The organism is Cupriavidus alkaliphilus, assembly GCF_014191175.1.
Lineage (GTDB): Bacteria > Pseudomonadota > Gammaproteobacteria > Burkholderiales > Burkholderiaceae > Cupriavidus > Cupriavidus alkaliphilus.
Genome location: NZ_JACHWE010000001.1, coordinates 650,608 through 671,762, shown reverse-complemented (window position 1 = coordinate 671,762; position 21,155 = coordinate 650,608). Strand labels below are relative to the sequence as shown.

The following is a 21,155-nucleotide window of genomic DNA, read 5'->3' as shown; positions in this document are numbered from 1 at the left end:
CGGACCGCCGCCTGCCCCACCCCGCGGCGCGGTCCCCACGGGCACCCGTCGCCTGCAACGACGGGCGCCCGCACCCACAAGGCGCTTGCCGATGTTCACGATTGTCTTTCTCGCCGCCCTGGTGCTGATGGTGCTGACCAAGCTGTGGCTGGCCGCGCGCCAGGTGCGCCATGTCGCGCAGCACCGCCACGCCGTGCCGGCGCGCTTTGCCGACACCATCAGCCTGGCCTCGCACCAGAAGGCCGCCGACTACACCATCGCCCGCACGCGGCTGTCGATGCTGGAGGTCCTGGCCGGCGCCGCGGTGCTGATCGCCTTCACCATGCTGGGCTTGCTGCAGTGGCTCAACCAGTTCTGGCTGGAGGCCTTCGGCCCGGGCTACGCGTACGGCGTGGCGCTGGTGGCCAGCGTGGCGCTGATCGGCGGCCTGGTCGACCTGCCGTTCTCGCTGTATGGCCAGTTCGGCATCGAGCAACGTTTCGGCTTCAACAAGATGACCTTCGGGCTGTGGCTGGCCGACCTGGTCAAGATGCTGCTGGTCGCCAGCGCGCTGGGCCTGCCGTTGCTGCTGGCGGTGCTGTGGCTGATGGAGCGCGCCGGGTCGCTGTGGTGGGTGTGGACCTGGCTGGTGTGGATGGCGTTCAACCTGTTCCTGCTGGTGGTGTTCCCGACCTTTATCGCACCGCTGTTCAACAAGTTCGAGCCGCTCGACGACGCCTCGCTGCGCCAGCGCATCGAGAGCCTGATGCAGCGCTGCGGCTTTGCCAGCAAGGGGCTGTTCGTGATGGACGGCAGCAAGCGCAGCGCGCACGGCAATGCGTACTTCACCGGCTTCGGCGCCGCCAAGCGCATCGTTTTCTTCGACACGCTGCTGTCGCGCCTGTCGGGCGACGAGATCGAGGCGGTGCTGGCGCACGAGCTGGGTCACTTCAAGCGCCGCCACGTGGCCAAGCGCATCGCCGTGACCTTCGCGCTGAGCCTGGTATTCCTGGCGCTGCTGGGCTGGCTGGCGACGCGCAGCTGGTTCTACACCGGGCTGGGGGTGGCGCCCAACCTGGGCGTGTCCAACAGCGCGCTGGCGCTGGTGCTGTTCTTCCTGACGCTGCCGGTCTTCACGTTCCTGCTGGGGCCGCTGTCGAGCCAGTCGTCGCGCCGCCATGAGTTCGAGGCCGATGCCTTTGCCGCCGACCAGACCGATGCCAGCCACCTGGTGTCGGCGCTGGTGAAGCTGTACAAGGACAACGCCTCGACGCTGACGCCCGACCCGCTCTACAGCGCCTTCTACTACTCGCATCCGCCCGCGGCACAGCGGATCGACCGCCTGCTGGCGCACGCATGAGCCGCGCCACGCGTCACCGCAACGCCGGGGGCGGCACCCCGGCCGGCAACCCGACCGAATCCGCGCTGATCATCGCCGCCCATGGCCGCCACTACGTGGTCGAGCTGGAGGACGGCGCGCGCATGCACGCCTTCCCGCGCGGCAAGAAGAGCGACTGCGCGGTGGGCGACCACGTCAGCGTCGAGCGCGCCGCCGCCGACCAGTGCGTGATCACCGGGGTGTCGCCGCGCAAGAACCTGCTGCACCGCTCGGACCAGTTCAAGTCCAAGCTGCTGGCGGCCAATATCGACCAGGTCATCATCGTGCTGGCCACCGAGCCGGGTTTTTCCGAAGACCTGCTCGGGCGCGCGCTGGTCTCGGCCGAGGCGCTCGGGATCCGGCCGCTGGTGGTGCTCAACAAGACCGACCTGCCCGAGCGGCTGGAAGAAGCGCGCGGCCGCCTGGCGCTGTACCGCGGGCTGGGCTACGACACGCTGGAGCTGTCGGTGCGCGCCGATCCGGCGCAGGCGCTGGCCGCGCTGCGGCCGCGCGTGGCGGGGCTGGCCAGCATCCTGATCGGCCAGTCGGGCATGGGCAAGTCGTCGCTGCTGAACCTGCTGATCCCGGGCGTCGACGCGCAGACCCGCGAGATCTCGGCCAAGCTCGATTCGGGCAAGCACACCACCACCTTCACCCGGCTCTACCATCTGCCGCAGGACTGGGGTACCGTCGATGGGCGCCAGGGGGCGCTGATCGATTCGCCGGGCTTCCAGGAGTTCGGCCTCTACCATCTCAGCGAGGGCATGCTGGAACGCGCCTTCCCCGAGTTCCGCCCGCTGCTGACCGCGTGCCGCTTCTACAACTGCCATCACGTCAACGAGCCCGGCTGCGGCGTGCTGGCCGCGGTGGCCGCCGGCGACATCTCGGAACGCCGGCACCAGCTCTACACGCAACTGCTGCACGAATCCAGCCAGCAGAAACCGTGGTGAAGCCGTGGTAAGGTAAGCGCACCAGGGTTCCCGGTGCGCTGTCATGAAACTTCTGCTGTCCGCCACGTCCCTCGTCCACGCGGCCCATTGCCAAAACGTCCTGCGCGCGGCCGGCATCCGGGCGGAACTGCGCAATACCTGGCTGGCCGGCGCGACCGGCGAGATCCCGTTCCGCGAGAGCGCGCCGCAGGTATGGCTGGTGGACGACGAGATGGAGGCGCAGGCGTGGGCGGTGCTCAATGCCGCGGCCAACCCGGTGCCGGGGCCCAGCTGGCAATGCGACCGTTGCGGCGAATGGCACGAGGCGCAGTTCGGCGCGTGCTGGCGCTGCGGCGCGGCCCGCGCCTGACCTGCCCGGATCAGCCGGCCGCGCTTGCCGGTCAGGCGCCGCTCAACCCACCCACAGCGCCAGCGACAGCATCGCCAGCAGCAGCATCCACAACACCACCGCGCGCCACACCAGCCCCACCGCCGACTGCAGCGTGCGTACGCCGGGCTCGGTGCCGAACTCGGGCGGCGCCGGCTCCGGGCCGCCGCTGGCGCCGTCGGCATCTTCCATGCCGGGCGCGTAGTCCACGGCCGGGCCGGCCACGCTGGTGCGCAGCACCACGGTGGAATCGTCCTCGGCCAGCGGCGTGCCCAGCCGCACGCCCAGCGCGCCGCCGCCGCTCGCCAGCAGGATGCCGTTGACGGCATCGTTCCACTTGCGCGCATGGTTGCGCCAGGCGTAGACCGCGTCCTCGAAGTTGCCGACGATGGCAAAGCCGATCGAGGTCAGCCGCGACGGGATCCAGTCCAGCAGGTAGAAGGCGCGCGCGGCAAAGCGACCCAGCGCCGGGCTGCGCTCGGTCGACGGCAGGTTCCAGTGGCGGCCCAGGTATTCGGCGGTGCGGTACAGCACCACCCCGCCGGGGCCGACCGGCACCAGGAACCAGAAGAACACGCCGAACACGTGCCGGTGCACGGCGATGATCGCCGCTTCCAGCGTATGCCGCACGATTTCGGACACCGGCATCTCGACGGTGTCGAGCCCGGTCCACTCGTGCAGCAGCGTGCGCGCGGTATGGAGGTCGTCGCGGTTGAGCGCCTCGTGGATGTCGGTGAAGTAGTGGCTGAACTGGCGGAAGCCCAGCGTCATGTACAGCACCAGCACATTCCAGGCGAGCGTCAGCGCCACGCTGATCGACGCCAGCAGGTAGTGCACCACGATCACCGCCAGGGTCAGCGGCAGCACCACGGTGAGCCACGCCAGCGCGGCGTCGCGCGGGCGGCCGGTGTCGAAGGCGTGCTCGGCGCGGTCGCCGAGCGCGCGCACGATTTCGTAGATCGGGTTGTTGCGGCCCAGGGCGCGGAACTGCTCGGCAATCAGCGCCAGGAGAATGGAAACAAAGGTCATCTTGGTACGGGGTGCTCCAAGGGCACGCCGGCCCGTTCGGGCCGGCCGGCGCGACTGGCCAGCGATGTGCCGGCGCAGGCGCAATGCATAGCGAGAAGATAGCACAGCGCTACGCGCGGGCACCCCGGCGCGCCACGCAAAAGCAAAAGCCCGCCATGGGGCGGGCTCTCGCATGGGGCCGCGAACGATGTCAGGGCAGGTCGAACACCAGCACCTCGGCACCATCGCCGCCGGACAGCGCGACCTCGGCCACGTCTTCCAGCCTGGCCGCGTCGCCGGCCTCGAGCGCCTTGCCGTTGACCGCGACCCGGCCGCGCGCCACGTGCACATAGGCGCGGCGGCCCGGCGCCAGCGCCAGCGTGGCGGCTTCGTCGCCGTCGAACAGGCCGGCGTAGAGCCGGATGTCCTGGTGCACCAGCACCGAGCCCTCGGCACCGTCGGCGCTGGCCACCAGGCGCAGCTTGCCGCGCTTGTCGGGCGCGGCGAAGTGCTTTTCCTCGTAGCCGGGGTCGATGCCGTTCTCGGCCGGCACAATCCAGATCTGCAGGAAATGGGTGGTGTCGTGCGCGGCGTGGTTGTATTCCGAATGGCGCACGCCGGTGCCGGCGCTCATGCGCTGCACGTCACCCGGGCGGATCACGCTGCCGTTGCCCATGCTGTCCTTGTGCGCCAGTTCGCCTTCGAGCACGTAGCTGATGATTTCCATGTCGCGGTGGCCATGGGTGCCAAAGCCCATGCCCGGCGCGACGCGGTCTTCGTTGATCACGCGAAGCGGCCCGAACTGCACATGCTGCGGGTCGTAATAGTCGGCGAATGAGAACGAATGATAGGACTTCAGCCAGCCGTGATCGGCGTACCCACGCTCTGCAGACTTTCTGATTTCAATCATTTTGATGGCCCTCCTTGAGCCTTTTCGCCGACAGCACCGTCTGGATAACCTTGCCGCGGCATACGTTTTCGCTTTGGATGCTAGGCAGTTTAGGCCTTCAGGCGTATATTTACGGGGACCACCTTAGAAGCAGTCATTCAGAATTTCTGAACATGGCCCTCTCGCTAGAATCCCTAGAAGTCCTCGACGCCATCGAACGCAAGGGCAGCTTTGCCGCCGCCGCCCACGAGATGGGCAAGGTCCCCTCCGCGCTGACCTACGTGGTGCGCAAGCTGGAAGAAGACCTCGACGTGCTGCTGTTCGACCGGCGCCGCCATCGCGCCGAACTCACGCCCGCGGGCCGCGCCCTGCTCGACGAGGGCCGCCACCTGCTGCACGCCGCCGACGACCTCGCGCGGCGCGTCAAGCGCCTGGCCACCGGCTGGGAGGCCACCCTCACCATCGTGGTCGACGACCTGATCAACTTCCGCGCGCTGCTGCCGGTGATCCACGACTTCTACGCCGAGAACACCGCGACCCGGCTGCGCTTTTCCAAGGAAGTGCTGGGCGGCGCGTGGGACGCGCTGGTCAGCAACCGCGCCGACCTGGTGATCGGCGGCGCCTACGACGCGCCCAGCACGCAGGGCTTCCAGATCCGGCCGCTGGGGTCGATGCCGTTCGTGTTCGCCGTGGCCGCGCATCATCCGCTCGCCACCGAGGAAGGCCCGCTCACCACGATCCAGATCGCCAAACACCGCATCGTCGCGGTGGGCGATACCTCGCGCAACCTGCCGGCCCGCACCCATGGCGTGCTGGCCGGGCAGGACGTGCTGGTGGTGCCGACCATGCGCGACAAGCTCGAAGCGCAGATTCGCGGGCTGGGCTGCGGCTGGCTGCCGGCGCCGATGGCGCAGCCGCATATCGAGAGCGGCGTGCTGCAGGCACGCGAGACCGTCGAGGTGCGCGCGCCGGGCAACTTCAAGGTGGCGTGGCGCACCAGCAACCGCGGCAAGGCGCTGCAGTGGTGGGCCGGCAAGCTGGAAGATCCGCGCCTGGCGCAGGCGCTGCTGCAGCAACCCGACTTCGCCGGCTGAGGATGGGCTGATGGCAGAGAGGGCTGCAATGGCAGTGCAGATAAGCGCCGCGGGCGGCTATCGCGGCCGCTTCGCGCCCTCGCCCACGGGGCCGCTGCACATGGGCTCGCTGGTGACCGCGCTGGCCAGCTGGCTGGACGCGCGCGCGCATGGCGGGCAATGGCTGGTGCGCATCGAGGACATCGACACGCCGCGCTGCGTGCGCGACGCGGACCACGAAATCCTGCACACGCTGGAGCGCATCGGCATGACGCCCGACGAGCCGCCGGTATGGCAGAGCCGGCGCGAACCGCACTATGCCGAGGCGCTGCGCCGGCTCGATGCCGCGGGGCAGCTCTACCCGTGCGGCTGCTCGCGCAAAGAGATCGCCGATTCGCTGGTGCACGTGCGCGAACGCCACCAGACCCTGGGCTATCCCGGCACCTGCCGCCACGGCCTGAACGGCAAGCTGCCGCGCGCGTGGCGGGTACGCGTGCCGGACGGGCCGGCCGCCGTGGTGTGTTTCGACGACCGCTGGCAGGGGCGCCAGTGCCAGAACCTGGAAACCGAGCTGGGCGACTTCGTGCTGCGCCGCGCCGACGGGCTGTGGGCCTACCAGCTGGCGGTGGTGGTCGACGACGGCCTGCAGGGCATCACGCATATCGTGCGCGGCGCCGACCTGCTCGACTCCACGCCGCGGCAGATCCACCTTCAGCACCTGCTGGGCCTGCCCACGCCGGCGTACCTGCACGTGCCGGTGGTGGTGAACCAGCTTGGCGAGAAGCTCAGCAAGCAGAGCGGCGCGCAGGCGATCGACACCAGCGCCCCGCTGGACGCGCTGCGCGAGGCCGGCGCGCACCTGGGATTGTCGAATCCCGCCGGCACGGTCCAGGACTGGCTGGCGCGGGCCACCGACGGCTGGCGCGGGCGGCTGGCCACGCTGCCGCTGCCGGCATCGGTCTAGCCGCCGCAAAAACAAATGGCCCGCACAAGCGGGCCATTCTCTGCACAACGTCGATCCGTTCAGGACTTGCGCGGCACACCGCCCAGCAAGGCCGCCACCGGCCGCTTGGGCGCCGTGCGCCCGCGCGTGAGCGCGGCGGCGACTTCGTCGGCGGCCTTGGCCTGCGCCGCGCTGGCGGGGCCGGGCTCATACGGGCGCGAGAAGAACGGGTCGTCCGAGGCGCGGAAGGCCTGGCGGCTGGCGCCGTGGTCGTGGCGGCGCGGACGGTCTTCGCTGTCGGCGCTGCCGCGCGTGCGGCGCACTTCGCCGCGCTCGCGGCGGCGCTCGCTGTCGGCCTGGCGCGCGCGCGCGCCGGTGGGGTCGAAGCCCTCGAGCTTGCCGCGCGGGATGCTGCGCTTGATCAGCTTCTCGATATCGGACAGCAGGCGCTCGTCGTTACCCGGCACGTAGATCGACAGCGCATCGCCGCTGGCGCCGGCGCGGCCGGTACGCCCGATGCGGTGCACATAGTCCTCGGCGCTGTACGGCACGTCGAAGTTGATCACGCACGGCATGTCGGGGATATCGAGCCCGCGCGCCGCCACGTCGGTGGCGACCAGCGCGTCGATGGTGCCGCTCTTGAAGCCGTCCAGCGTCTGCATGCGCTCGGTCTGGGTCTTGTCGCCGTGGATCGCGGCGGCGTTGATGCCCTCGCGCTCCAGGTGCCGCGCCAGCCGCGAGCAGCCGATCTTGCTGTTGACGAAGACGATGCACTGGCGCGAGAGCCCTTGCTCCGCGCGCTGCTTGAGCAGGTGCACCACCGCGGCCTGCTTGTGGCCGTCCTCGACCTGGTACACCGCCTGGCGCACGTTCTCGTTGGTCGAGTTGCTGCGCGCCACTTCGATGGTGACCGGCTGCTTCAGGTAGCTGGAGGCCAGCCGCTTGATTTCCGGCGAGAACGTCGCCGAGAACAGCAGCGTCTGGCGCTGCGCCGGCAGCAGGTTGATGATGCGCTGCAGGTCCGGCAGGAAGCCCATGTCGAGCATGCGGTCGGCTTCGTCCAGCACCAGCATCTGCACCTGCGACAGGTTCACCGACTTCTGCTGCACGTGGTCGAGCAGGCGGCCGGGCGTGGCCACCAGGATCTCGACGCCGCGGCGCAGCGCGTCGGTCTGCGGGTTCATGTCGACGCCGCCGAACACCACCGTGCTGCGCAGATCGGTGTGCTTGGCATAGCGGGCGACGTTGTCGTAGACCTGGTCGGCCAGCTCGCGCGTGGGCGTCAGCATCAGCGCGCGCACCGGGTGGCGCGCCGGCGAGGCGCTGGCATTGGCCAGCGGCAGCAGGCGCTGGATGATCGGCAGCGCGAAGCCGGCGGTCTTGCCGGTGCCGGTCTGCGCGGCGCCCATCACGTCCTTGCCCAGCAGCACGACCGGAATGGCCTGCGCCTGGATCGGCGTGGGAGAGCTATAGCCCTGCTCGGACAGGGCACGCAGGATGCGCGCGTCGAGGCCGAAGCTGTCGAAGGTCTGCACAGCGGCGGGAACCGCGGTGGTAGGTTCTGGTGCGTTCGTAGTGGTCATGGGTATCGGTATTGGCGGGAGGCGAACCCGGCACAAACGGATACGCGTCTGGAACTCATCTCGCCCTGAATCTCGCCGGGCGCCGGCAAGGTTCCGGCGCGGCCCTGCTGGCTACAGCATTTGGCCATGAGAATCAAAGACTTAGATTTTAGCATCTCTGTCCCCGCAGTGGGCGATCCGGCGCCGCCGTGCGACGGCCGCGACAAGCCGGCGCCAGCGGCGGCGCCGGCGTGCCCATTGTCAAGACATTGTCATATCGGCCAAGCAAGATGCCGGCGGCGCGGCGGCCCTGCCGGACCGCGCGGCTTCTTCACATCGGGACCGACATGGACTTCGAGCTGTTTCGCCAGACCTGCCAGCAATTCCTGCGCACCTCCAGCCAGTTCCTGGGCCTGGCCGCGGCCGGCCGCCAGCCGGCGTTGCCAAGGCCGGCGCTGCCCGCCCTGCCGGCGAGCCAGCCCCAGGGCCGGCAGCCCGCCTGAACCGCAGCGGGGCCGCCGGGTCGTCATCCGCGCGCTCAGTCGCCGCGGATGCCGTTGTCCTGGATCACCTTGCCCCATTTGCTGTAGTCGGCCTTCATGCGCGCGGCCAGCTGCTCCGGCGGCATATAGGCGGCCACGGTGCCGGCGCCCAGCATCTTCTGCTGCACGGTCGGATCGGCCAGCGCCTTCTTCAACTCGGCCGACAACGTCGCCACCACCTCCCTCGGCGTGCCGGCCGGCGCCAGCAGCCCGCCCCATGCGGTGGCATCGAAGCCCGCGAAGCCCTGTTCGGCCACCGTCTTGACCTCCGGCGTAAAGCTGACCCGCTTGCCCGATCCGACCGCGATCGGGCGCAGCTTGCCGGCCTTGATATGCGGCAGCGCCGCGATCATGTCCGAGAACATCATCGGCACCTGGCCGGCCAGCAGGTCGGAGATGGCCGGCGCGCTGCCCTTGTACGGCACGTGCTGCACGTCGAAGTTGCCCAGGTTCTTCAGCAGCTCGGTCGACAGGTGGCCGAAGCTGCCGTTGCCGGCGCTGGTGTAGTTGAGCGCGCCCGGCTTGGCCTTGGCCTTGGCGATGTACTGCTGCAGGCTGTTCACGTCCGGCATCGCCTGCGGATTGACCACCATCACGATCGGCAGGTCGTAGGCCGCGCCGATCGGGGTGAAGTCCTTGAAGATGTCATAGCCCTTGCGGTTGATCAGGTGCGGCGCCAGCAGCGTGGGCGTGGCCAGCACCAGCAGGGTGTAACCGTCGGCGGGGCTCTTGGCGACGTTTTCGGCGCCGATGGTGCCGGAGGCGCCGGGGCGGTTGTCCACCACCACCGGCTGCTTCAGTGTTTCGCTCATCTTCTGGCCGATGATGCGCGCGGCGGTGTCGGTCGGGCCGCCCGGCGGGAACGGCACCACCAGCCGGATCGGCTTGCTGGGGTAGGACTCGGCAAGAGCCGGTGCGGCGGCGAGCGGCAGCGTGGCGCTCAGGAGCACGGCGCCCAGGCGGCGCTGGAAGGTACGGCGGCTGGTGTTCTGCATGGTGTGACTGTTTCCTGCGGTGAATCGCGATAAATCAGAATCGATGCGCGGCCCAGGCCGCGCCGGGATGAAGCGACTGCGGTTGCGTAACGTCATGACAGATCTGGCGTGCCTCCTTGCGAACCGGTCTTGGCCGGCCCGTCCGATGGAATGGTGTTGTGGTGCGGCGGCCGTTACAGCCGCATGGTGCCGGCCTGGAACAGCCGCGCATCCATCTGGCGCAGGTCGGGCGCCACCGCCACCGGCGTGGCGCACTGGTCGAGCACATCGCGCTGCAGGTCAATGCCGGGAGCGATCTCGACCAGCGTCAGGCGGGCCTCGCTCCCCGCATCGCCCTCGCCGGCGCGCATCTCGAACACCGCGCGTTCGGTGATGTACACCACCGGGATGCCCAGCGATGCCACGTAAGGGCCGTTGAAGCTCAGGTGCGAAACCTCCGGCACGATCTTCTTCACGCGGCCTTCGCGCACGATCCGCAGGCTGCCGTCGCCGACGCTCACTTCCAGGCCGCCCGCCGTCAGCGTGCCCATGAACACCACCGCGCGCGCGCTCTGGGTGATGTTGATGAAGCCGCCGACGCCGGCAATCAGCGCGCCCTCGCCTTCGCCGAACTTGCTGACATTGACGTTGCCCTGGCCATCCAGTTCGGCCAGGCCCAGGATCGCCAGGTCGATGCCGCCGCCTTCGTAGAAATCGAACTGCGCGGGCTGGTCCACCACCGCTTCCGGGTAGGCCGAGGCACCGAAGCTGAGGCCATCCGCGGGCGTGCCGCCGATGGGGCCGGCTTCGACGGTCAGCGTGAAGCCGTCCAGCCCGGCCTGGTGCGCGAGCATCCCCACCGCGGCAGGCATGCCGACCCCCAGGTTGACCACGCGCGGCGCGCGCCGCGCCAGTTCCATCGCCGCGCGGCGCTGCACGATTGTGCGCGCATCCAGCGGCCCGGCCTCGGGCGACGGACCGGCGGCATCGCCGGCAGCGCCCTCGCCCTGCCACGGCGTGACATAGGCGGGGTTGAAGGCCTCCGCGAACGTCATCTGGTGGTTGGCGGGGTTGTCGCAGACCACCACGTAGTCGACCAGGATGCCGGGCACGTGGACAGCCTGCAGGATCTCGTGGTGATCGACCAGGCTTTCGACCTGCGCGATCACGATGCCGCCCGAGTTGTGCGCCGCCTGCGCCAGCGCCAGCAGTTCGTGGTGGAAGGCTTCGCGATGGGTGCTGAGGTTGCCGCGCGCGTCGGCGGCGGTGCAGCGGATCAGCGCGCAGTCGATCGGGAAGCTGGGGTAGAACAGGTATTCGTCGCCGCGGAACTCGACGGCATCGACCCAGCACGCCTTGCCCTCGGCGATGGCGCGACGCGCGCGCTGGTTGACGGCGCCGCCGTGGTAGCGCGTGTCCTGCGCGGTGCGCGGGTCGACAAAGGTGTGCAGGCCGATCTTGCTCATCACGCCGGGCTTGCCGCCGGCAATGGCGCGGTACAGGTGCGTCAGTACCCCCTGCGGCAGGTTGTAGCCCTCGCACTGCTCGGCCATCGCCAGCGTGGCCAGCCGCGTGGCCGAGCGCCAGTGGCCGCCGACCACGGTGGCAGTCATGCCGGCGTTGCCGAAATGGTTGACGCCGCGGGCGCCGCGGTCGCCCTGCCCGGCCGAGTACACCAGCGTCAGGTCGCGCGGCAGGCCGCTGTGCAGGAAGCGCTGCTCCAGCGCCTCGGTCACGGCCTCGGCGTGGCCGGCGCCGACAAAGCCCGCGCTGGCCACGGTCCAGCCATCCTGCACGAGCGCCGCCGCTTCGCGCGCGGTGATTACCTTCATCGCTGTCTCCGGTTCTGGTCGTGCCGTCCCGCATCGCTGGCGGCACGCTTTCCGTGAATTCGTTTTGCGAACATTTGTTCGGAAAACGCTATCATACGGAGATGCTGCCGGTCGGCGCAAGCCCTCTGCAGCGGCACCGACCAGCACGTGCCTGATCGTTCATCTCACGACCGTTCCCTGCCAGACGCCCTATGCCGCAAGCCGAAACCGCCAAGAAAGACGAACTGCTGGAATCGCTGAGCAAGGGCCTGTCGCTGCTGCGCCTGCTGGGCGCTGGCGCGGAGCGGCTGACCATGCAGGAGGTCGCCGACCAGCTCGACGTGACCCGCGCCGCCGCGCGCCGGCTGCTGCTGACGCTGGAGCACAACGGCTACGTGGCGCAGGACGGCCGCCACTTTGCGCTGACGCCGCGGGTGATGGAGCTGGGCTACGCCTACTTTGCCTCGATGAGCCTGCCGCAGCTGGCGCGGCCCTATCTGCAGCAGCTGTGCGAGACCCTGGGCGAAAGCTGCTCGCTGGGCGTGCTCGATGCCGAGTCGGTGGTGCTGGTGGCGCGCGAGGAGCCGCGCCAGCTGCTGCGCGTGGACATGGCGCTGGGGCGGCGGATGCCGGCCTATGCGCATTCGCTGGGCCGGGTGCTGCTGGCCGGCCTGGACGACAGCGCGCTGGAGGCCTACCTGGCGGGCGCGACGCTGCGCAAGCTGACGCCGTTCACGGTCAGCTCGCGCGCCACGCTGGCGCGCACGCTGCGCCAGGTGCGCGCGGATGGCTACTGCGTGCTGGTCAGCGAACTGGTCGACGGCTACGCCGGGATCTCGGTGCCGCTGCGCGACCAGGCCGGCAAGGTGGTGGCCGGGCTGGGCTTCAGCATGGTGCTGGGCAGCCGCGACCGAACCCGCCTGGAAGCACGCTTCCTGGCGCCGCTGCGCGAGGCCGCCGCCCGCATCGAAGCCATCCTGCAGGCGCGCTGAGCCGCGCCCGGCCCAAGTAGAAAAGCCCCGCGTGCCGGGGAGGCAGCGGGGCTCAAGCGGTAGCGGGGCAATCTGCTCGACCACCCACGCCGTCGATCTTGGCGCATCGCGCCGGCGCGGGCATCCCCCAAATGCGGGCCATTGCATGCGCCGTGGCGGGCAGGCCGCAGGCGCGCCCTGCAAAGCCTGTCAATCATGACCCTGTCACACGCTCGTAGGAATCCGGGTTTTCGCCGAGCGGGTTTTCGCCAGCTTCCGCGCGGCGGCCGGATGCGGTCTACTGGTCTCACATCGACGCCCCTGGCACCGCCCCACGCCGGATTGCCACCGCCGATGGTGCTGCAGAACTAGTCCAATGACCGGGAGACAGACCATGGTGACGAAGAAAGAAGAGGCTTTCGTACTGAAGAACCTTCTCGCCCTTGCCGCAGTGGAAACCCTGGGCGGCGCGATCGCCCTCGGCATGGTCTTCCACCTGATCTGATCATCCCCACCGGCCGCCGGCGCTGCCACGCCGGCGACCACCTTCCCTGCCCGTGGCCCTCAGCGCGCAGTCTGCTGCCCGCCCCGGTCCACCTCGAACACCATGTTGTCGCGGAAGCGCTGCCGCAGCCATTGCCCGGCCCGGCCCTGCGGCCGCGCTAACTTCGCCCAGATCAGGTCCACGCCGACCAGCCAGTCCGTGTACGGATAGGCCGCCAGGTCCAGCTCCACCAGCTCGCCGCGCGCCAGCGCCTCGCGCACCAGCTGCCGCGGCAGCGTGGCCCAGCCCAGCCCGCTCTTCACCATCTCCACCAGCGCCAGGTAGCTTTCGGCACGCCACACCCGCGCCGCGCGCAGGTATTCGCTGGTGGGCAGCTTGTCGGCATGCGCGCTGAAGGCGAGGCGCCGATAGGCGTGCAGGTCGGCGAACGACACCTGCCCGCGCCCGGCCAGCGGGTGGCCGGGATGCACCACGTGCACCATGACAAGCTTGCCCAGTTGCACGAATGCCAGCTCGGGCGCGTAGTGCGGCTGCGCGAAGGCGATGCCCAGCTCGGCCTCTCCCTGCAGCACCAGTTCGCTGACGTCGCCGTAGACCGGGTTGCGCAGGGTCAGGTCGACATACGGGAACTCGCGCTCGAACTCCGCCAGCACCGGCGTCACCGCGTGGTACGGAATCTCGATCGCCAGCGTCAGCCCGGGCGGGTTGGCATCGGCCAGGCTGGCGGCATGGGACTGCAGCGACAGGCAACGCTCCAGCACCGCCTCGGCCTCGGTCAGCAGCTTGCGGCCGGCCTCGGTCAGCGCCGGATTGCGGCTGCTGCGGTCGAACAGCGGCACGCCCAGGTCGATCTCCAGGTTGGCCACCGCCGCGCTGATGGTGGACTGGGTCTTGCCCAGCCGCCGCGCCGCGGCCGAGAACGAGCCGGTCTCCACCACCAGCGCGAACACCTGCAGTTGGTCCAGCGAAAAGCGCATCTCCCCTCCCCGTCACCCATCGACCAGACCGATAGGTGTTGATTTGTTATCCCGATGAAATTGCGGAGATGATGCCGCAACCGTCTGGCCCGCACAAACCCGCGAGCCAACGGCCTGCCCGCCCCACGCGCCCGGCAGAGGCGCCCGCGGCATCCATCGAAACAGGAGACAAGCGCATGAAGACCCCGACGCCGGTGCACCCGGTCGATGAAATCCTGCCGCTGCGCCAGCTGGCGAGCTTCGGCCTGCAGCACGTGCTGGTGATGTACGCCGGCGCGGTGGCGGTGCCGCTGATCCTCGGCAGCGCGCTCGGGCTGTCCGCGGCGCAGGTGGTGATGCTGATCAACGCCAACCTGCTGACTTCGGGCGTGGCCACCATGATCCAGTGCCTGGGCGTCTGGAAGTTCGGCGCGAGGCTGCCGATGATCCAGGGCTGCTCGTTTATCGCGCTGGCGCCGATGATCATGATCGGCAAGCAGTACGGGCTGCCCACCGTGTTCGGCGCGGTGATCGGCGCCGGCGCCGCCACCATCGCGCTGGCGCCGGTGTTCAGCCGCCTGCTGCGCTTCTTTCCGCCGGTGGTGATCGGCAGCCTGATCACCATCATCGGCATCTCGCTGATGCCGGCCGCCGCCATCTGGCTGGGCGGCGGCAATCCGCAGGCGGCGGACTTCGGCAGCATGCCCAACCTGCTGCTGGGCGCGGCGACGATCGCCATCACGCTGTTCATCTATGCGCGCTTTCGCGGCCTGGTCGGCAACCTCGCGGTCCTGCTCGGGCTGGTGGCCGGCACCGCCATCGCCATGGCCTGCGGCCTGACCGACTTTGCCCATGTGAGCCAGGCGGCATGGTTCGAGGTGAGCCCGCCGTTCGCGTTCGGCATGCCGGAATTCGGACTGGCGCCCACCCTGGTCATGATGCTGGCGATGCTGGTGATCATGGCCGAGACCACCGGCAACTGCCTGGCGATCGGCCAGATCGTCGGCAAGCCCGCGGGCCAGGACACGCTCGGCAACGCGTTCCGTGCCGATGGCCTGTCGACCATGCTGGGCGGCATCTTCAACAGCTTTCCGTACAACGCCTTCACGCAGAACACCGGCCTGATCGCGCTGTCGAGCGTCAAGAGCCGCTACGTGGTTGCCGCGGCCGGCGCGATCATGGTGCTGATGGGCCTGTTCCCCAAGCTCGGCGCGCTGATTGCCTCGGTGCCGCGGCCGGTGCTGGGCGGCTGCGCCATCGTGATGTTCGGCATGACCACCGTGGCCGGCATCCAGGAGCTGTCGCGCGTGAAATTCGACGGCACGCGCAACGCCATCATCGTCGCCGTGTCCGTCAGCGTCGGCGTGCTGCCGATGTCCTTCCCCGCCCTGTTCGAGCAGGCCGGCGGCACGCTCAGGCTGGTGCTGGAAAGCGGCATCTTCCTCGGCGGCATCACCGCCATCCTGCTCAACGTGCTGCTCAGCGGCAGCGCGGCGCACGCCACCACGCCAGCACCGCGGCAAGACCACGCCGAAGAGTCCACCCTGTCCTGATTTTCCCCTCACCGGAGACCCCCAAGCATGACCCGAATCACCGATCCGTCCGGCGCCGGACTGTCGCCGCTCGACCTCGCGCTGCTGCGCCGCTCGATTGCGCTGTCCGACCAGTCCAAGGCCCGCGGCCGCCATCCGTTCGCGGCGCTGGTGGCCGACGCGGCCGGCAATATCATCGCCAGCGCCGGCAACAATTCGATGCCGCCCGAAGGCGACCCGACCCAGCATGCCGAACTGGTCGCCGCGGCGCAGGCCGCGCGCGTGCTGCCGCCCGAGCAGCTTGCCGGTTGCACGCTCTACACCAGCGCGGAGCCGTGCTGCATGTGCGCGGGTGCGGTCTACTGGACCGGCATCGGCCGCGTGGTCTATGCGCTGTCGGAACACAAGCTGCTGGGCCTGACCGGCGACCATCCGGAGAATCCGACCTTCTCGCTGCCGTGCCGCGAAGTGTTTGCGCGCGGCCAGCGCAAGGTCGAGGTGGTCGGGCCGGTGCTGGAAGACGAAGCCGCGGCACCGCACGCGGGCTTCTGGCAGTAGCGCGGCATCCGCCGTCCGCCTCCCGGGCGGACGGCATCGGGAAGGCATCCAACCCTGTCATTGGCACGTCACCGCGCCTTCCTACACTCGCCTGGCTCCGGCTCGCAGCAGCCGCCACCCCAACCAGCCAGGTGATTCCATGCTTCCCCGCAGACTGCCCACCACCCTGCCCGCGATGCTGATCGCGGCGGCATTGCTCGCCGCCTGCGGCGGCGACGGCGGCCCCACCGTATCGCCCACTGCAACGCTTGCGCCGAGCGCCCAGCCGGTCAAGCCGGGACAGCCCGGCAAGCCAGACCAGCGGCCCGATCCGGTGATCCGCTGCGCGCCCTGAACCTTCCGCCAGTCCCCACGCCAATTCCGACAAAGACCATGGTCTCTCGCCGCAATTTCTTGCAGGCCGCAGCCGGCACCGGCTTCGCCGCCGCCGCGCTGGCCGCGTTTCCGCCCAGCATCCGCAAGGCCCTGGCCATCCCGGCCAACAATGCCACCGGCACCATCCAGGATGTCGAGCACGTGGTGATCCTGATGCAGGAGAACCGTTCTTTCGACCACTACTTCGGCACGCTGCGCGGCGTGCGCGGCTTCGGCGACCGCTTTACCATCCCGCTGCCCGGCGCGCGCCAGGTCTGGCAGCAACAGCGCGCCAGCGGCGCGGTGCTGACGCCGTACCACCTCGACGGCACCAGCAACAACGCGCAGCGCGCCGCCGGCACCCCGCACGCGTGGCTGGACAGCCAGCAGGCCTGGGACCACGGCCGCATGGCCAACTGGCCGACGTACAAGACCAGCACGTCGATGGGCTACTTCAAGGAGCAGGAGATCCCGTTCCAGTTCGCGCTGGCCAACGCCTTCACGCTGTGCGACGCGTACCACTGCTCCATGCATACCGGCACCGATGCCAACCGCGCCTTCCACCTGACCGGCACCAATGGCCCGACCGCGGCCAACGTCGCCTTCGTCAACAACGAGTGGGACGCGATCGACGGGCTGCCGGCCTCGGCCAACACCGGCTACACCTGGAAGACCTATGCCGAGCGCCTGGAAGACGCCGGCATCAGCTGGATCTGCTACCAGAACATGCCGGACGAATGGGGCGACAACATGCTGGGCGCGTTCCAGCAGTTCCGCAAGGCCAACCTGGCGTCGGGCTATCCGGTCTCCAGCGGCGGTGCACCGGGCGCACCCTATGCCAACACCGGCCAGCCGCTGCCGTACCACGCCTACGATGCCGCCACCGACAACCCCGGCAACCCGCTGTACAAGGGCGTGGCCAACACCCTGCCCGGCAGCCGCCCCGACGAGTATCTCGACGCCTTCCGCCGCGACATCCGCGCAGGCAGGCTGCCGCAGGTGTCGTGGATCAACGCGCCGTCGATCTACTGCGAGCATCCCGGGCCCTCCAGCCCGGTGCAGGGCGCCTGGTTCCTGCAGGAAGTGCTGGACGCGCTGACCGCGGTGCCCGAGGTCTGGAGCACGACCGTGCTGCTGGTCAACTTCGACGAGAACGACGGCTATTTCGACCACGTGCCCTCGCCCTCGGCGCCGTCGCTGAATCCGGACCAGACCTTCGCCGGCAAGTCGACGCTGAGCGATGCCGAGATGCTGGCCGAGTACTTCAACCAGCCGGCGCCGCCGGGCAGCCGGACCCAGCCCGCGGCGGACGGCCGCGTCTACGGCCCGGGGCCGCGCGTGCCGCTGTACGTGATCTCGCCGTGGAGCCGCGGCGGCTGGGTCAACTCGCAGGTGTTCGACCACACGTCGGTGCTGCGCTTCCTGGAAGCGCGCTTCGGCGTGGCCGAGCCCCATATCAGCCCGTTCCGCCGCGCCGTGTGCGGCGACCTGACCAGCGCCTTCAACTTCAAGACGCCCAACAACGAGGCGCTGCCCACGCTCGGCGGCCGCACCACGCGCAGCGACGCGGACCAACTGCGCCGCGCGCAGCAGGCGCTGCCGGCGGTGCCGCTGCCCGCCGACATGCAACTGCCGCAGCAGGCCGCCGGCACGCGCCCGTCGCGCGCGTTGCCGTATGAACTGCACACCAGCGCGCGCTGCAGCGCCGTGGGCCAGGTCGAACTGGTGTTCGCCAACACCGGCACGCAGGCCGCGGTGTTCCACGTCTACGACCGCCTCCAGCTGGGACGGATCCCGCGCCGCTATATGGTGGAAGCCGGCAAGTCGCTCAGCGATACCTGGAATGCCTTCCAGGACAATGCCGGGCAATACGACCTGTGGGTGCTCGGCCCCAACGGCTTCCATCGCCACTTCCGCGGCGACACCCGCCGCATCGGCGAAACCGGCATCGCCCCCGAGATCCGCGTCTGCTACGACATTGCCAACGGCGACGTCTATGTCGACCTGATCAACGCCGGCGGCAAGGCCTGCCACTTCCACATCGAGCCGCTGGCCTACCGCAGCGATGGCCCGTGGAAAGCCACCGTCGGTGCCAACGGCAGCAAGTCACAGCACTGGCAGCTGGAGCAGAGCGGCCAGTGGTATGACTTCGCGGTGACGTGCGACACCGATCCGGCCTTCTACCGCCGCTTTGCCGGCCGGGTCGAGACTGGCCGTCATACGGTGAGCGATCCGGCCATGGGGACCGCGGCGCAGGGCTGAGGCGGCGGACCCGCGCCGCTGCGTGGCCACCGCGCGGGGTTCAACCGTCCCGCGCCGCGCGTTGTGCCGCCGCGCCGGCGACGGCACGCGACGCGCCGGGTTCGGCCAGCGCCGACTGCAGCCACTGCGTCCATGCCGGCATCATCGCGGCACTCATGGCCGCGACTTGCGCAGCGCAGGTCTTGCCGGCCTCCTGCCAGTCGGTCAGCGCGCGCAGCAGCGCCAGGCCGATGTCGTTGCCATCGCGCGCCTCGCCCACGTCTTCGAGGCAGCGCGCCAGCGCTTCGCGCACGGCATCGTTGTAGCTGGCCCTGGCCTGCGACGCGCGCGCGGCCAGGTCGGCCTCGATCGCATCGAGGCCGCGCCACGCGTGCGCGACGCCGGCCAGGTCGAGGCGGTCGCGCTGCGCGCGCCACCATTGCGCTTGCTGCGCGGCGCGTTCCTCGGCATAGCGGTTCAGCACGGCCAGCGCCTGGCGCGCCGGCGCCCGGGCCGCGGCAGGATCAGCGGCGCTAAAGGGTGACTGCGCCAGCACGGTGGCGGCTTGCAGCTGGCACAGGGTCAAGTCCAGCGCCGTGCGGCTGGCGCTTGCCCATTGGGCTTGCAGGATCGAAAGCATGGCGGATCTCCTTGCGGATCGGGGTAGTGGATCGGATGTGGGCCGGCGCCGCAGCGCTCAGTGCGGCGCGGCGCCGAGGCGGCGGACCATGCGCATGACCGCGGCCATCTGCGGCGCCTCGCGCGAGAAGAAGTCCGGCTGGGCCGGGTCGTCGCTGGTATAGCCCCAGAAATCCCAGCACCCGAGCGGGTTATGCCGCGACACGACGACCTGCGGGAACAGCACCACGATGCGGTTGGCCTCGGCACTCTCCAGGTAGCCGGCGCCGCGGACGAAGCGTTCGCCGACGGCACCCGCGCCCTGCAGGCAGCCATGGAAGGCCACGTGCACGCGGCAAGCCGCAGCACCGCCATCTGCGCCGCCATCGGCGCCACCATCGGCGCCACCCGCGCCGCACTCGCGCGGCACGTAGACATAGCCGCTGTCGGCAAGCAGCGCCTTGCCGCCGGGATCGAACGCGCGCTGGTCGAAGCGCAGCAACTCGCCCGACGGCCGTGCCGCCGGCTTCAGCGCGCCATAGATCCACTGCAGGATCTGCCGCGCCTGCTCGAGCCCGCAGTTGTTGATGTAGGGCGACGCACTGGCCGCGCAGGCGGCGTCGCCCGCCTGGCTGGTGATGAAGGCATGCCCGGCCGCGACATCGGCCACGTACTGCAGCTGCGACGCCGGCACCCCGCCCAGCGTATAGAACCGCCCCACCTGCGCGGCGACGCGCGGCAGCACGGTCTGGTCGCGCGTGCCGGAAAACACGTAGACACGCTGCCGCGCGAGGTTCTGCACCGGGTCGATGCGGCCGTCGCGGGCAAAGGTGCGTGCCGCGTCCAGCGCCGCCTGCGCATCGGGGCCGGTATCGCCCACCGGCTGCATGCACTGGGTCGCGGCGGCGGTGGCGGGCGGCGTGGGCGCGAACAGGCCGGCGCAGTAGAACGGTCCGCCCGCGACCACGCCGGCGCCGACCATGGTGCCGGAATACGCAACGTGGAACTGCGTGGCCATGAACGCGCCGGACGACAGCCCCGACACCGAGGTCTGCGCCAGGTCCGCGCCCAGCGCGGGCAGCGCCTGCGCGGCCGCACCCCCGCTGGCGCCGAGCGCGCAGGCTGCGGCAAGTGCCCGGTAGCGGGCGGTTGGCTTGCATCGAATCATGATGGCTCCAGCACGGCGACAGGTATCGGAGCGCCGCATGGATCGCGGCAGGCAGCACGCTGGTCGCCATGCGGCGGCTGCGTGGACCATTGTCGGGAGCCACCGCCACGCCGGGCCATTGGGCAAATGCGGTAGCGCGCCACAGTGGTCTGCACCGGCTACGCATCGCAGGCCTGGTGCTGCGGCAGCTCCAGCCATCCCTGCTGCACGCACAGGAACAGCAAGGCGCAGACATTGCCCGCGCCCGCCTTCTGCAGCAGCCGGGCCCGGTGCGTGCGCGCGGTCTGGTCGCTGATGCCGAGCGCGCGCGCGATTTCCTTGTCGCTCAGGCCGCGCCCGAGCCATTCCAGATATTCGCGCTCGCGTTGCGAGAATGGATTATCCGCGGCCGCCGGCCCGCTTTTTTAAACAGCTCATGCTGGCGCGCGAGATAGTACATGGTCAATTGCGAGGATTTTCGCAATTGCATTTTCGCGAGCAGATGCTCACGGTGCTTGCGCGCCGTGGATACGGAAAATGCGAGACGTGCGGCGATCTCGCGATCGCTCATGCCGCGGGCAATAAAGGCGAGCACCGTCTCTTCCCGAGTGGTGAGGTTCATGCGGAGGGCTCCATGCGATGGAACGAGTGGTTCCGTCGCAGGAGCGGCAGCCGCGCGTCTATCTGTGCGTCAGTGCATCACAGGACCCTTCGTGCAAGGCTAGTGCGGACCTACGAGCGGAACCGGGGACGGCCCGGCCGGGCTCCAGATCACTGCTTTTGTTTTCGATCTCTTG

At 69.7% G+C, this 21,155-nt stretch carries 21 protein-coding genes; 11 read left to right on the top strand and 10 right to left on the bottom strand.

Features of this window, described 5'->3' with window-relative positions:
* Nucleotides 1-91: 91 nt before the first annotated feature.
* Genes FHX60_RS03220 through FHX60_RS03210 form a run of 3 tightly spaced genes read left to right on the top strand, consistent with a single transcriptional unit; the run spans nt 92 to nt 2,656 of the window.
* On the top strand, nt 92-1,339 hold the full coding sequence (locus FHX60_RS03220; RefSeq protein ID WP_092307111.1) for a M48 family metallopeptidase: 1,248 nt from the start codon (nt 92-94) through the stop codon (nt 1,337-1,339).
* Complete coding sequence (rsgA, locus tag FHX60_RS03215; protein WP_092307109.1) at nt 1,336-2,307, top strand: ribosome small subunit-dependent GTPase A; 972 nt, start codon at nt 1,336-1,338, stop codon at nt 2,305-2,307. Before FHX60_RS03220 ends, rsgA begins: the two co-directional genes overlap by 4 nt.
* A 43-nt stretch (nt 2,308-2,350) precedes the next feature.
* Nucleotides 2,351-2,656 carry a putative signal transducing protein gene (locus FHX60_RS03210; RefSeq protein ID WP_092307107.1) on the top strand — a complete coding sequence of 102 codons (306 nt, stop codon included), beginning with the start codon at nt 2,351-2,353 and terminating at the stop codon, nt 2,654-2,656.
* A gap of 42 nt (nt 2,657-2,698) precedes the next feature.
* On the opposite strand, the gene FHX60_RS03205 is transcribed toward FHX60_RS03210, so the two are convergent.
* Together FHX60_RS03205 and FHX60_RS03200 are read right to left on the bottom strand one after the other, a co-directional pair.
* Nucleotides 2,699-3,703, bottom strand: a complete 1,005-nt coding sequence (locus FHX60_RS03205; RefSeq protein WP_183282533.1) for a CobD/CbiB family protein — start codon at nt 3,701-3,703, stop codon at nt 2,699-2,701.
* 190 nt (nt 3,704-3,893) lie between these two features.
* Nucleotides 3,894-4,592, bottom strand: a complete 699-nt coding sequence (locus FHX60_RS03200) for a pirin family protein (RefSeq protein ID WP_183282532.1) — start codon at nt 4,590-4,592, stop codon at nt 3,894-3,896.
* Between the two features lie 152 nt (nt 4,593-4,744).
* Between FHX60_RS03200 and FHX60_RS03195 the strand changes: the two genes are divergently transcribed.
* A complete protein-coding gene (locus tag FHX60_RS03195) occupies nt 4,745-5,665 on the top strand; it encodes a LysR family transcriptional regulator (RefSeq protein WP_112774555.1) in 921 nt (306 codons plus the stop codon).
* 28 nt (nt 5,666-5,693) lie between these two features.
* A complete protein-coding gene (gluQRS, locus tag FHX60_RS03190; protein WP_183282531.1) occupies nt 5,694-6,608 on the top strand; it encodes a tRNA glutamyl-Q(34) synthetase GluQRS in 915 nt (304 codons plus the stop codon).
* A gap of 59 nt (nt 6,609-6,667) precedes the next feature.
* Here gluQRS and FHX60_RS03185 read toward each other — a convergent pair whose 3' ends face one another.
* Nucleotides 6,668-8,170, bottom strand: coding sequence for a DEAD/DEAH box helicase (locus FHX60_RS03185; protein ID WP_112774553.1), 1,503 nt, complete (start codon nt 8,168-8,170; stop codon nt 6,668-6,670).
* A 326-nt stretch (nt 8,171-8,496) separates the two neighbouring features.
* Here FHX60_RS03185 and FHX60_RS03180 point away from each other — a divergent pair, with 326 nt between their 5' ends.
* Nucleotides 8,497-8,652 (top strand): hypothetical protein, encoded by a 156-nt coding sequence (locus FHX60_RS03180; protein ID WP_165835101.1) that lies wholly within the window; start codon nt 8,497-8,499, stop codon nt 8,650-8,652.
* Nucleotides 8,653-8,687: 35 nt separating this feature from the next.
* Here FHX60_RS03180 and FHX60_RS03175 read toward each other — a convergent pair whose 3' ends face one another.
* Together FHX60_RS03175 and FHX60_RS03170 are read right to left on the bottom strand one after the other, a co-directional pair.
* Nucleotides 8,688-9,686, bottom strand: a complete 999-nt coding sequence (locus FHX60_RS03175; RefSeq protein ID WP_112774552.1) for a Bug family tripartite tricarboxylate transporter substrate binding protein — start codon at nt 9,684-9,686, stop codon at nt 8,688-8,690.
* 173 nt (nt 9,687-9,859) lie between these two features.
* Complete coding sequence (locus FHX60_RS03170; RefSeq protein ID WP_183282530.1) at nt 9,860-11,497, bottom strand: acyl CoA:acetate/3-ketoacid CoA transferase; 1,638 nt, start codon at nt 11,495-11,497, stop codon at nt 9,860-9,862.
* 191 nt (nt 11,498-11,688) lie between these two features.
* Between FHX60_RS03170 and FHX60_RS03165 the strand changes: the two genes are divergently transcribed.
* Nucleotides 11,689-12,468: an IclR family transcriptional regulator domain-containing protein gene (locus FHX60_RS03165; RefSeq protein WP_183282529.1), complete on the top strand. Its 780-nt coding sequence runs from the start codon at nt 11,689-11,691 to the stop codon at nt 12,466-12,468.
* Between the two features lie 543 nt (nt 12,469-13,011).
* Here the strand turns inward: FHX60_RS03165 and FHX60_RS03160 are convergent.
* Nucleotides 13,012-13,929: a LysR family transcriptional regulator gene (locus FHX60_RS03160; protein ID WP_183282528.1), complete on the bottom strand. Its 918-nt coding sequence runs from the start codon at nt 13,927-13,929 to the stop codon at nt 13,012-13,014.
* 176 nt (nt 13,930-14,105) lie between these two features.
* On the opposite strand from FHX60_RS03160, the gene FHX60_RS03155 reads away from it, so the two are divergent.
* The 4 genes from FHX60_RS03155 to FHX60_RS03140 all read left to right on the top strand — a co-directional run bounded on the left by FHX60_RS03155 (nt 14,106) and on the right by FHX60_RS03140 (nt 18,614).
* Nucleotides 14,106-15,461, top strand: a complete 1,356-nt coding sequence (locus tag FHX60_RS03155; protein WP_183282527.1) for a nucleobase:cation symporter-2 family protein — start codon at nt 14,106-14,108, stop codon at nt 15,459-15,461.
* 27 nt (nt 15,462-15,488) lie between these two features.
* Nucleotides 15,489-15,998, top strand: a complete 510-nt coding sequence (locus FHX60_RS03150) for a nucleoside deaminase (RefSeq protein ID WP_183282526.1) — start codon at nt 15,489-15,491, stop codon at nt 15,996-15,998.
* Nucleotides 15,999-16,137: 139 nt separating this feature from the next.
* Nucleotides 16,138-16,332, top strand: coding sequence for a hypothetical protein (locus FHX60_RS03145; protein ID WP_112774546.1), 195 nt, complete (start codon nt 16,138-16,140; stop codon nt 16,330-16,332).
* 38 nt (nt 16,333-16,370) lie between these two features.
* Nucleotides 16,371-18,614 (top strand): phosphocholine-specific phospholipase C, encoded by a 2,244-nt coding sequence (locus FHX60_RS03140; RefSeq protein WP_183282525.1) that lies wholly within the window; start codon nt 16,371-16,373, stop codon nt 18,612-18,614.
* 40 nt (nt 18,615-18,654) lie between these two features.
* Here FHX60_RS03140 and FHX60_RS03135 read toward each other — a convergent pair whose 3' ends face one another.
* The 4 genes from FHX60_RS03135 to FHX60_RS03120 all read right to left on the bottom strand — a co-directional run bounded on the left by FHX60_RS03135 (nt 18,655) and on the right by FHX60_RS03120 (nt 20,980).
* Complete coding sequence (locus FHX60_RS03135; protein ID WP_092307083.1) at nt 18,655-19,233, bottom strand: hypothetical protein; 579 nt, start codon at nt 19,231-19,233, stop codon at nt 18,655-18,657.
* A gap of 57 nt (nt 19,234-19,290) precedes the next feature.
* Complete coding sequence (locus tag FHX60_RS03130; protein WP_183282524.1) at nt 19,291-20,379, bottom strand: extracellular catalytic domain type 2 short-chain-length polyhydroxyalkanoate depolymerase; 1,089 nt, start codon at nt 20,377-20,379, stop codon at nt 19,291-19,293.
* 158 nt (nt 20,380-20,537) lie between these two features.
* On the bottom strand, nt 20,538-20,708 hold the full coding sequence (locus tag FHX60_RS27965) for a LuxR C-terminal-related transcriptional regulator (RefSeq protein ID WP_354674632.1): 171 nt from the start codon (nt 20,706-20,708) through the stop codon (nt 20,538-20,540).
* The gene (locus FHX60_RS03120; RefSeq protein ID WP_111521392.1) at nt 20,705-20,980 is read right to left on the bottom strand and encodes a response regulator transcription factor; all 276 of its coding nucleotides are present in this window, start codon (nt 20,978-20,980) and stop codon (nt 20,705-20,707) included. Before FHX60_RS03120 ends, FHX60_RS27965 begins: the two co-directional genes overlap by 4 nt.
* Nucleotides 20,981-21,155 lie beyond the last annotated feature (175 nt).

Coding starts and splice junctions, on each gene's coding strand:
- FHX60_RS03130 (WP_183282524.1), bottom strand. CDS start 20,379: ATGATTCGATGCAAGCCAACCGCCCGCTACCGGGCACTTGCCGCAGCC.
- FHX60_RS03220 (WP_092307111.1), top strand. CDS start 92: ATGTTCACGATTGTCTTTCTCGCCGCCCTGGTGCTGATGGTGCTGACC.
- FHX60_RS03170 (WP_183282530.1), bottom strand. CDS start 11,497: ATGAAGGTAATCACCGCGCGCGAAGCGGCGGCGCTCGTGCAGGATGGC.
- FHX60_RS03145 (WP_112774546.1), top strand. CDS start 16,138: ATGCTTCCCCGCAGACTGCCCACCACCCTGCCCGCGATGCTGATCGCG.
- FHX60_RS03180 (WP_165835101.1), top strand. CDS start 8,497: ATGGACTTCGAGCTGTTTCGCCAGACCTGCCAGCAATTCCTGCGCACC.
- FHX60_RS03120 (WP_111521392.1), bottom strand. CDS start 20,980: ATGAACCTCACCACTCGGGAAGAGACGGTGCTCGCCTTTATTGCCCGC.
- FHX60_RS03150 (WP_183282526.1), top strand. CDS start 15,489: ATGACCCGAATCACCGATCCGTCCGGCGCCGGACTGTCGCCGCTCGAC.
- FHX60_RS03165 (WP_183282529.1), top strand. CDS start 11,689: ATGCCGCAAGCCGAAACCGCCAAGAAAGACGAACTGCTGGAATCGCTG.
- FHX60_RS03140 (WP_183282525.1), top strand. CDS start 16,371: ATGGTCTCTCGCCGCAATTTCTTGCAGGCCGCAGCCGGCACCGGCTTC.
- FHX60_RS03205 (WP_183282533.1), bottom strand. CDS start 3,703: ATGACCTTTGTTTCCATTCTCCTGGCGCTGATTGCCGAGCAGTTCCGC.
- FHX60_RS03185 (WP_112774553.1), bottom strand. CDS start 8,170: ATGACCACTACGAACGCACCAGAACCTACCACCGCGGTTCCCGCCGCT.
- FHX60_RS03175 (WP_112774552.1), bottom strand. CDS start 9,686: ATGCAGAACACCAGCCGCCGTACCTTCCAGCGCCGCCTGGGCGCCGTG.
- FHX60_RS03155 (WP_183282527.1), top strand. CDS start 14,106: ATGAAGACCCCGACGCCGGTGCACCCGGTCGATGAAATCCTGCCGCTG.
- FHX60_RS03160 (WP_183282528.1), bottom strand. CDS start 13,929: ATGCGCTTTTCGCTGGACCAACTGCAGGTGTTCGCGCTGGTGGTGGAG.
- gluQRS (WP_183282531.1), top strand. CDS start 5,694: ATGGCAGTGCAGATAAGCGCCGCGGGCGGCTATCGCGGCCGCTTCGCG.
- FHX60_RS03200 (WP_183282532.1), bottom strand. CDS start 4,592: ATGATTGAAATCAGAAAGTCTGCAGAGCGTGGGTACGCCGATCACGGC.
- FHX60_RS03135 (WP_092307083.1), bottom strand. CDS start 19,233: ATGCTTTCGATCCTGCAAGCCCAATGGGCAAGCGCCAGCCGCACGGCG.
- FHX60_RS03195 (WP_112774555.1), top strand. CDS start 4,745: ATGGCCCTCTCGCTAGAATCCCTAGAAGTCCTCGACGCCATCGAACGC.
- rsgA (WP_092307109.1), top strand. CDS start 1,336: ATGAGCCGCGCCACGCGTCACCGCAACGCCGGGGGCGGCACCCCGGCC.
- FHX60_RS03210 (WP_092307107.1), top strand. CDS start 2,351: ATGAAACTTCTGCTGTCCGCCACGTCCCTCGTCCACGCGGCCCATTGC.